8 protein-coding genes and 1 pseudogene are annotated in these 8,843 nt (G+C 60.5%); all 9 read right to left on the reverse strand.

Annotated features, from left to right (window positions below):
* Positions 1-411, reverse strand: a pseudogene (locus tag WCA53_RS20030) (PhoH family protein); the annotation flags it as partial.
* Between the two features lie 487 nt (positions 412-898).
* A complete protein-coding gene (locus WCA53_RS20035) occupies positions 899-1,360 on the reverse strand; it encodes a peroxiredoxin (RefSeq protein WP_423914675.1) in 462 nt (153 codons plus the stop codon).
* A gap of 118 nt (positions 1,361-1,478) precedes the next feature.
* Complete coding sequence (locus tag WCA53_RS20040; protein WP_423914680.1) at positions 1,479-2,375, reverse strand: polysaccharide deacetylase family protein; 897 nt, start codon at positions 2,373-2,375, stop codon at positions 1,479-1,481.
* A 10-nt stretch (positions 2,376-2,385) separates the two neighbouring features.
* Positions 2,386-3,435, reverse strand: a complete 1,050-nt coding sequence (locus WCA53_RS20045) for a bifunctional UDP-4-keto-pentose/UDP-xylose synthase (protein ID WP_423914684.1) — start codon at positions 3,433-3,435, stop codon at positions 2,386-2,388.
* Positions 3,432-4,499, reverse strand: a complete 1,068-nt coding sequence (locus WCA53_RS20050) for a formyltransferase (RefSeq protein WP_423914686.1) — start codon at positions 4,497-4,499, stop codon at positions 3,432-3,434. The genes WCA53_RS20045 and WCA53_RS20050 overlap by 4 nt, the downstream gene beginning before the upstream one ends.
* A gap of 20 nt (positions 4,500-4,519) precedes the next feature.
* The gene (locus WCA53_RS20055; protein ID WP_423914688.1) at positions 4,520-5,548 is read right to left on the reverse strand and encodes a glycosyltransferase; all 1,029 of its coding nucleotides are present in this window, start codon (positions 5,546-5,548) and stop codon (positions 4,520-4,522) included.
* Positions 5,549-5,673: 125 nt separating this feature from the next.
* Positions 5,674-6,837 (reverse strand): DegT/DnrJ/EryC1/StrS family aminotransferase, encoded by a 1,164-nt coding sequence (locus WCA53_RS20060; protein WP_423914690.1) that lies wholly within the window; start codon positions 6,835-6,837, stop codon positions 5,674-5,676.
* Positions 6,838-6,942: 105 nt separating this feature from the next.
* Positions 6,943-7,314, reverse strand: coding sequence for an SMR family transporter (locus WCA53_RS20065; protein ID WP_423914694.1), 372 nt, complete (start codon positions 7,312-7,314; stop codon positions 6,943-6,945).
* Between the two features lie 108 nt (positions 7,315-7,422).
* Positions 7,423-8,843 (reverse strand): glycosyltransferase family 39 protein (locus WCA53_RS20070; protein ID WP_423914699.1); only part of this gene is annotated, 1,421 nt, incomplete at its 5' end.

Genomic DNA, 8,843 nt, shown 5'->3' on the forward strand with positions numbered 1-8,843 from the left:
GGCTTCCGGCGCCGGAACGTGGCGCGCTTCAACCGGCTGTTGGCGGGCGACGGCGGGTTGAGCCGTTTCGACCTGTTCGGCCGGAGCGGCAGCGGGCTGCAACAATGCGGCGGTTTGCTTGGCACGACGGGTACGCGCGGCGGGGGCTGCATCGGATGCTTCGACGGCTGAGCCTTTTGCCGCGTTCGCGAGCGTCTCGCTCGCGATGGCGCGCAACGTATTGGCGGTGTTCGCGGCAGCCGGTCGTGAACCACCGACGCTTGCGCCGTATTCGGCTACGGCCACGGCGGGTTCGGGCTGATCGCCTTCGCCTGCCTGTTTCTTCGATGATCGTGCAGGCCGGGCTTTGGCCTTGTATTCTTCAGCCGGCAGAAGGTTGCCGAGCTTGACGGGTGCGGTAGGCAAAGGCATGGTTTCCCTCGAAAGGAATCGGATCGTATATCGTGCGCCGCCTGTCGCATCCTGCGTGGCCAGCTAAAAACCGGACCTGAATGCAGGTTGCGCCCGGAGACGCGCTTTGGGGTCGAAAACGCCGGTTCGCCTAGGTTTCGATCGGCTCCTTGGAAGTTGCGTCCTGAGGGTGGAACGGAAGATGAAATATGGGAGGGGTCACACGGATCGTGCCTGAACAAAAGCCCGCAAACAAAAAAGCCGCCGCCCCATACGATGGGACCAGCGGCTCCACAGCAATCAATTCGGCAGGCGCCTGATTCGCCTTGGCTTCCTGTTGCGGACAAAGCACGCTCGACAGCGGCGCGGTTGACGTGGCCCCGGCTAAAGTGGCTCTTGTGGTGCACTCAGCCAAGCCGGTCGCGTGCAAAACCGCGCGATAGCCGGCGCTACGGGAAGAGAAATGGAGGGAAGGGCAGGCGCTCATTGCGAATCAATATAACGTGCCTCAAAGCGCTTGTACAGCCTCCACAATCTGCTCGACGTGACCCGGAACCCGGACGCCGCGGAACTCGCGGCGAAGCACGCCGGAAGCGTCCAGCAAGAAGGTCGAGCGCTCAATTCCACGTACTTCCTTGCCATACATTTTCTTCATTTTGATGACACCGAAGAGCGTGCAAATGGCTTCGTCTGCGTCGGACACCAGGGTGTAGGGCAATTCCAGTTTTGCCTTGAAGTTGTCATGCGATTTCACGCTGTCGCGCGAGATGCCGACGACTTCAGCGCCGGCCGCCTGGAACTGCGCATAAAGATCGCGGAATTGCAGGCTTTCGGTCGTGCAGCCTGGCGTATTGTCCTTCGGGTAAAAGAACAACACGACCTTCTTGCCTAGCAGGCTCGACAGCGAAAATTCGCCGCCGGTCGCGGGCGCGATGAAATCGGGGACAGGTTGATCTACTGCGATCGGCACGAAGTGTTCTCCGGTTTTTATCGATTGGAGCGTTCTCTTGCGCCATGGCGACGGACGCGAGAACGCTTAAGCGGTGGGTGCGGATCGAGTGAATATCCGAAGGCAAGATCTAAAAAAATCAGCCCGGCTGCAAGATCAACTCGCCTGCGCGCCCTGGAATCTCGCCCCACGCGACAGGGTACGTGGGCAAGCTCGCGCGGTCCAGCGTCGCATGATAGTCGCCCATCGTGCAAAAGCTGTGGCCTTGAGCGGCCCAGCCTGCCAGTAATTGCTCGAATACCCCGGCCAGTTTTTGTCCTTCCAGTTCGGCGTGCAGCGTGTAGACCTGATCGTGCTGCGGATTCGACGTGAGGTGCAGCAAATGCGCCGCCACATTACCTTCGTCCACGCCACCGACGCCAAGCACTTCATCGAGCGTAGGCAGGGTGGTCGGCATCTGGATGTGATGGAGCGTCCGGCCGTCGAGCACCGGAATGTAGGGCGTGTGACCGCGGCCATCGGAGGCGTACTTCATGCCCCAGGCATCGATTTGTTCGAACGCGTGGCCGTTCATCTGCCATCCGGCCGCGCCATGCGTGCCGGGCGGCGTGCCGAAGATCTCGACGAAACGCGCGTGGCTCTGCTGCATCTGCGCGGTCGTCCATTCACGGCTGCCGGTGCGGACATTGTCCTGCCAGTAGACGTGATCCCACGTATGGATGCCGCATTCGAAGCCTGCTTCGTGGATCGCGCGCATCTCGGCCACGGCGCGGCGACCGATATCCGGCCCCGGCAGCAATACGCCATACATCAGCGTCTTGATGCCGTAGTGCTCGACCACCGATGTCCGCGATACCTTCTTGAGGAACCCCGGTCGAAACACGCGCCTCAACGCCCAGCCGGTGTGATCCGGCCCGAGGCTGAACAGGAACGTGGCGCGCGCGTGATATTTGTCGAGGAGGCGCGCGAGATTGGGCACGCCTTCACGCGTTCCACGCAAGGTATCGACGTCGATTTTCAGACAGATGCGAGCCACGCGCTACCCTTCAGTTCTGGGGTTCAACGAGGCGGCGTGCGGTGCCGACATCGCCGCGATACGCTTCGAAAATCTTGCGCAATGCGTCGTCCATCGTGGCAACCGGCTTCCAGTCGAGCTCCTCCATGGTGTTGTCGATTTTCGGCACGCGATTCTGCACGTCCTGATAACCCTCGCCGTAGTACGCGCCCGACGACGTTTCCACCAGTTGCACAGACTTCGCGCTTTCGGCGTACTCAGGAATCTCGTTCGCGAGCTTCATCATCTTGTTCGCGAGCTCACGCACCGAGAAGTTGTTGCTCGGATTGCCGATGTTGTAGATCTTGCCCGTCGCCACGCCGTCCTTGTTCGCGATGATCTTCATCAGCGCGCCGATGCCGTCGTCGATATCCGTGAAGGCGCGTTTCTGCGCGCCGCCGTCGACGAGACTGATGTTCTCGCCGCGCACGATATGCCCGAGGAACTGCGTGACCACGCGCGAGCTGCCTTCCTTCGGCGTGTAGATGGAGTCGAGTCCCGGGCCGATCCAGTTGAACGGACGGAACAGCGTGAAGTTCAGGCCTTCCATGCCGTAACCCCAGATCACGCGATCCATCAATTGCTTGGAGCATGCGTAGATCCAGCGCGGCTTATTGATCGGGCCATAGCTCAGCAGCGATTCTTCGGGATCGAATTGTTCGTCGGTGCACATCCCGTAGACCTCGGAGGTCGACGGAAACACGAGGTGCTTGCCGTATTTCACGGCCGAACGGACGATCGGCAGATTGGCTTCGAAGTCGAGTTCGAACACGCGCAGCGGTTGCTTCACGTAGGTGGCCGGCGTCGCGATGGCGACCAGCGGCAGGATCACGTCGCATTTCTTGATGTGATACTCGACCCACTCCTTGTTGATCGTGATGTCGCCTTCGAAGAAATGCATGCGCTCGTGGCTGGCGAGGTCGCCAAGACGATCGCGCTGCATGTCCATGCCGAAGACTTCCCAATCGGTGGTTTCGAGAATGCGCTTTGAGAGGTGGTGGCCGATGAAGCCGTTGACACCCAGGATCAGGACTTTTTTCATGAATGGCGAAGTGATTGAGTGATTCGGCCGAACTCGGCGGGACTGACGACACGTTCATCGCCGGCATTAGGCAGGGTGTTGGGCAATGCGTTTTGAGGCGTATTCGGTCGCCCATTCGATGAACCCGGCAGGCTTGGGTCCACGACTGAGTGCCGCAATTCGTATATGGCGATGACGCCGCGATCGCCGCATACGCCAAACAGCGCATTATCCAACAGGTGCAAGCCTGCGGGCAAATTCGAGAGTTCGCGTAGCGCGGCGGTCGAGACAGTCCGGGTGCCGCTTTCCGGTACGAGGCGGGCGCGCGCGACGCTAAAGCGGTCTTGGCCTATATCCGTGAACGCGCCGGGATACGGCGGCGCGACGGCACGGATCAGGTTGTAGACCTGCTGTGCGGTTTTCGACCAGTCGATCCGGCCATCCTCGGGCTTGCGGCCGCCAAAGTAGCTGCCCTTGGACAGATCGTTCGGCAGATGCGGCGCTTCGCCCGCCAGCAACGCCGGCAGCACGCGCCACAAGGTTTGCTCGGCCGCGACGGTGGTTTTGTCGAAGACTTGCGCGGCGGTGTCGTCAGGGAGAATGGGGACCGGAGTCTGGCCGAGAATCGCACCGGCATCTGGCTTTGTGGCCATCTCATGCAAGGTCGCGCCGGTTTCCGTTTCGCCGTTCAGCACGGCCCAATTGGTGGGCACTCGCCCTCGATACTTGGGAAGCAGCGAGCCGTGCATGTTGTACGCGCCACGTGCAGCAAGCGCCAACAGTCCGACCGGCAGCATATGGCGGTAATAGAACGAGAAGATGAAGTCCGGCGCGATTCGCTCAATCGCTTCGTGAAGCTGCGGTGCCGCCGGATCAGCGGGTGTGATTACATCGATACCATGATCTTCCGCGACCGATTTCACGCTACCAAACCAGATGTTCTCCGCCGGATTGTCCTCGTGCGTGACGACAAGCGCGACATCCACGCCGCGTGCCAGCAAAACCTGAAGGCAGCGTACGCCTACGTTGTGATACGCGAACACGACGGCGCGTGGTTTGGTCGCAGGCTGCTCAGATGGGTTCATGACTGGCCTCACGGCAGGATTCATAGCAGGTTGTCTTCGCGTGAAACCGCGATTACCGCTTCCTGCGTCGGGACGACACGCGCGGGCTGGCCATCGCGTTCTTCCAGGATCGTCTGCACCAGATATCGCGGTCGAGCGCGGACTTGCTGATAAATCCGGCCAATATATTCGCCCAGCAGGCCCAGTGCGAAGATGATCACGCCGAGCATGAAGAACGTAATGGCGAAGAGGGTGAACACCCCTTCGACTTCCGAGCCGAACATGAAGCGTCGAACCAGCAGCAACACGAACAAGCCGGCCGATGCCACCGACAAAATCACACCGATGAACGACAGCCATTGCAGCGGCACGACTGAAAACCCGGTAACCAGATCAAAGTTAAGGCGAATCAGGCTGTAGAGCGAATACTTCGACTCCCCCGCGAACCGCTCTTCGTGGGCGACGTCGATTTCGATCGGATTCTGCGAAAACGTGTACGCGAGCGCCGGGATAAACGTGTTGATTTCGCCGCAACGGTTGATCGTGTCGATGATGTGCCGGCTATAGCCGCGCAACATGCAGCCCTGGTCGGTCATCTTGATGCGCGTGATCCGTTCGCGCAGCCGGTTCATCAGCCGCGACGCTTTCTTGCGCCACATGCTGTCCTGACGTTGCTGGCGAATCGAGCCGACGTAATCGTAGCCTTCGCGCATCTTCGCCAGCAACCGGCCGATTTCTTCCGGCGGGTTCTGCAGATCGGCGTCAAGCGTGATCACACTTTGTCCTCGCGACTGTTCGAAGCCCGCGAGGATCGCCATGTGCTGGCCATAATTGCCGTTCAGCAGGATCACGCGCGTGGTGTCCGGACGCGCGTGGAATTGCTGGGCGAGCAACGCCGCCGATTTGTCGCGGCTGCCGTCGTTGATGAAGATCACTTCATACGGGGTGCCGAGCGCGTCGAGCGCAGGGTACAGGCGTGAGAAGAGTTCGGCGAGGCCCGCTTCCTCGTTGTACACCGGGACCACGACGGTTAATTCGGGTCCTGCCGGTAAAAAATCCGTTTGACTCATGTTGGCGATGGTTCCGCTAGCTGGTTTGTCTGTTTGAAACTGGTTTTTTCGGCCAGTTCGCGCGCTTCAAAGTCGCGCTTCGGGTCGCTTCGGGTGGTGCTCCATGCGGTACTTCAGGTGGTGTTTCACTTCGTGTTCGCGGCGCAGATTTCGTTGACGGCATGCACGACGCGCGCCACATCGTCGTGGGTCATTTGCGTGAAGAGCGGCAATGTGACCGTCGATGCACCGTACTTCTCCGCGTGCGGGAACATGCCCTCGTGAAAGCCGCGCGCACGATACAGCGTGAATAAGTGCAGCGCCGGGTAATGCACGCCGGTCCCAATACCACGTTCCTTCATCTGCGCCATGAACTCCGAGCGCGTAAGCGCCAGGCGCTCAAGCGGCAGCGCGATCTGGAACATATGCCAGTTGCTGTCGGTGAAATTGCGCACCGGCAACTCGACGCCCGTGCGCAATGCTGCACCGCCCGCGAAGTGCTCGAAGTAGGCACGCGCCAGTTTGCGCCGCTGTTCCGTGAAACGCGCTACATGCTTGAGCTGGCCCAGGCCGACACGGGCAGCCACGTCCGTGAGATTGTATTTCCCGCCGAGAACATCGCAATCCATGCCGTCGAAACCCGTGCGGGTAATACCCTGCAGCCTGTATTTCTGTGCGAGCACCGCCTCTTCCTCGTTGTTCAGGACAAGCGCGCCGCCTTCGATCGACGTCACATTCTTGTTTGCGTGGAAGCTGAACGAGACCATGTCGCCGAACGCGCCGATCTTTTTCCCTCCCCACGACGACCCGAACGCCTGCGCGGCGTCTTCGACCACGCGCAAGCCATGCGCGCGGGCGATGGCGTAGAGCCGGTCCATATCGACGGGCAGTCCGGACAAATACACTGGAATGATGGCCTTGGTACGGGGCGTGATGGCTTTTTCGAGCAGATCGAGGTCGATATTGCGCGTTACCGGGTCGATATCCGCGAAAACCGGTGTCGCGCCCGTTTCGATGATCACGTTGCTGGTCGATACCCAGGTCATGGGCGTGGTGATGACTTCATCGCCGGGGCCAACGCCCGCTATGCGCAAACCGACTTCCATGGTCGCCGTGCCCGAGTTGAACGTGCGCACGGGGCGTCCGCCGCAAAACGCCGACAACTGCGCTTCGAACTGCGTGTTCTGTGGGCCGGTGGTGATCCACCCGGAGCGCAAAACATCGACCACGCCCTGGATCGTTTCTTCATCGATTTCGGCGCGAACGAAGGGGAGAAAAGGCAGCGTTGAGGCGGGCACGTTCTGGGTCATGGAAGATTCAACTAAGAAAGTAGGCGTTGGAATTTTTGTCAATGACTTCTCAATCACAATGGGGCGCGGCGCCGGGCTAGCTGGCCCGGTCCACGTCCGTCAGATTCACCCGCGCGCCAATATTGCGACGCCTATCAGAATAATGCCGATGCCCACCAGTCGCTGCACCGACAGGATTTCGCCAAACAGGTACCAGGCCGCGAACGCGTTCACCACATAGCCGAGCGAGAGCATGGGATAGGCGATGGACACGTCGACCCGCGACAATCCCACGATCCACACCACCACGCTGAACACGTAACACGTGAGGCCCCCGATGATCGGCCATTGCGTGGCGATCCTGAACCCGATCGGCAAGATATTCGCGCGAGTGAACTCGAAGTGGCCGACAGCGTTCACGCCAGCTTTGAGTAGTAATTGAGCACAGGCGTTCAACAAAACGCCAATGACGATACAAGTCAAGGATATCGGGTTCATCGTGGACCGTAATAGTGTTTTTCATGCGGGCCCTTTCATGCGGCGCCACGCCAGTCATGCCCAGCCGGCCCGGCGGCCGCTTGACGAGGCTGCAGGGGCGCGATTGTTTCAGGGTTGCGGCTTTTCTACAATTACCCGCCGATCGTCCCGCGCGATGACCTGCATGGGCACATGTTTCGCCACCATTTCGTCGTATCGTGCGGGCGGCAGCAATGCAAGACCGTAGCGTTGCGAATCCCAGACCCGGATCCAGTCGTCAATGCTCGGCAGCCATTTTTGCGGCTCGGTCTTGACCCCGAAACCCAGTTCGTCTGCTTCCTGGACCATGATCATGGTCCGGCCGAGGTAGAACGGCAGAGTGTGGTCGAGCTTGGCGATGGAATAAAAGGGCGTGTCGGGCGGCAGCTTCGCCATGGCCGCCTTGACAGCAGGAACCATCAGCACGCCGGAACTTTCACGGCCGAATACGTCGTGACCGGTGCCAGCAATGGTGCCGATCAACAGCCAGGCAGCGCCGAGAAGCGCGACGGCCCCAATCTGGCTACGGCGGTTGATCCATAGGGCGGCGAGCGTCACCACGAATCCTACGGCCAGCGCGGCATATACCCAGACCTGGAACGCACGATACAGCGCGTTAGGCGAGTGAGCGCTGCCCATCTTGCCGAGCGAGATCGCCCCGAACGCCGCCGCCACTAGAAACAGCGCATATCCGACGAGATGCCGACGCCACTGCGCACGCGTCAGCACAGGCAGATAACTGGCTATCAGCAACGCGAGCGCGGGCGCCACCGGCAACGTGTACGAAAGCAGCTTCGAGTGAGACGCGCTGAAAAACAGGAAGATGAACGCGGACCAGACCATGAGCAACATGCCGGGCGCAAACCCGTTCGGCTGACGGGGCGCTTTCAGCGCGTGGCGCACACTCTGAAAGCTGACCGAAAGCCACGGCAGGAATCCGACAAGCAGCACCGGTACGAAATAGTAGAAAGCGCCGGGCCGGTTCTGCTCCGGCGTGAGATAGCGCTGGAACTGCTGCACGATAAAGAAAAAATTCAGGAATTCGGGGTTTCGAATCTGGACCAGCACGAACCAGGGCGTGGCGATCGCGAAAAAGATGATCAACCCACTGCCGATGTACAGACGGCGCCAGAGCGCCCAATCGCGGGCGACCAGCGTGTAGAGCACCAGCACGGCACCCGGCAGGATCAGCCCGACCAGGCCTTTCGACAACAGCGCGAGCGCCATTCCAGCCCAGCACAGCCACATCCAGAGCCGCACTTCGCGCGTCGGCAAGTTTGGGCGTTGAGCGAGAAGCAAGCTGCAAAGCGTCAATTGCATCCAGAACGACAGGCCCATGTCGAGCGTGTTGAAATGGCCCATCAGGTTCCAGTACGGCGCCGTCGCGAGCACCACGGCCGCACAGAAGCCGGTCACGCCGTTGAACACCCGGGCACCCGTATAGCCGATCAGCAGCACGCCCGCGAAGCCTGTCAACGCGGTGTACAACCGGGCCTGCCATTCGCCGATAC

The organism is Caballeronia sp., from assembly GCF_049581465.1.
Taxonomy (GTDB): domain Bacteria; phylum Pseudomonadota; class Gammaproteobacteria; order Burkholderiales; family Burkholderiaceae; genus Caballeronia.

Coding starts and splice junctions, on each gene's coding strand:
- WCA53_RS20055 (WP_423914688.1), bottom strand. CDS start 5,548: ATGAGTCAAACGGATTTTTTACCGGCAGGACCCGAATTAACCGTCGTG.
- WCA53_RS20065 (WP_423914694.1), bottom strand. CDS start 7,314: ATGAACCCGATATCCTTGACTTGTATCGTCATTGGCGTTTTGTTGAAC.
- WCA53_RS20060 (WP_423914690.1), bottom strand. CDS start 6,837: ATGACCCAGAACGTGCCCGCCTCAACGCTGCCTTTTCTCCCCTTCGTT.
- WCA53_RS20045 (WP_423914684.1), bottom strand. CDS start 3,435: ATGAAAAAAGTCCTGATCCTGGGTGTCAACGGCTTCATCGGCCACCAC.
- WCA53_RS20050 (WP_423914686.1), bottom strand. CDS start 4,499: ATGAACCCATCTGAGCAGCCTGCGACCAAACCACGCGCCGTCGTGTTC.